The sequence below is a fragment of the Bacillus cereus group sp. BfR-BA-01316 genome (genome assembly GCF_022664195.1).
Lineage (GTDB): Bacteria > Bacillota > Bacilli > Bacillales > Bacillaceae_G > Bacillus_A.
The window spans coordinates 1-578 of sequence record NZ_JAKUGX010000090.1; the positions used below are offsets into that span (position 1 = coordinate 1).

Below are 578 nucleotides of genomic sequence, written 5' to 3' on the forward strand. Positions count from 1 at the left end.
CGCCTCCTAAAGTGTAACGGAGGCGCCCAAAGGTTCCCTCAGAATGGTTGGAAATCATTCGTAGAGTGCAAAGGCATAAGGGAGCTTGACTGCGAGACCTACAAGTCGAGCAGGGACGAAAGTCGGGCTTAGTGATCCGGTGGTTCCGCATGGAAGGGCCATCGCTCAACGGATAAAAGCTACCCCGGGGATAACAGGCTTATCTCCCCCAAGAGTCCACATCGACGGGGAGGTTTGGCACCTCGATGTCGGCTCATCGCATCCTGGGGCTGTAGTCGGTCCCAAGGGTTGGGCTGTTCGCCCATTAAAGCGGTACGCGAGCTGGGTTCAGAACGTCGTGAGACAGTTCGGTCCCTATCCGTCGTGGGCGCAGGAAATTTGAGAGGAGCTGTCCTTAGTACGAGAGGACCGGGATGGACGCACCGCTGGTGTACCAGTTGTTCTGCCAAGGGCATAGCTGGGTAGCTATGTGCGGAAGGGATAAGTGCTGAAAGCATCTAAGCATGAAGCCCCCCTCAAGATGAGATTTCCCATAGCGTAAGCTAGTAAGATCCCTGAAAGATGATCAGGTTGATAGG

At 54.8% G+C, this 578-nt stretch carries 1 rRNA gene; it reads left to right on the forward strand.

Annotated elements, in window-relative coordinates:
* A 23S ribosomal RNA gene (locus tag MR071_RS25065) occupies positions 1 to 578 on the forward strand; the annotation flags it as partial.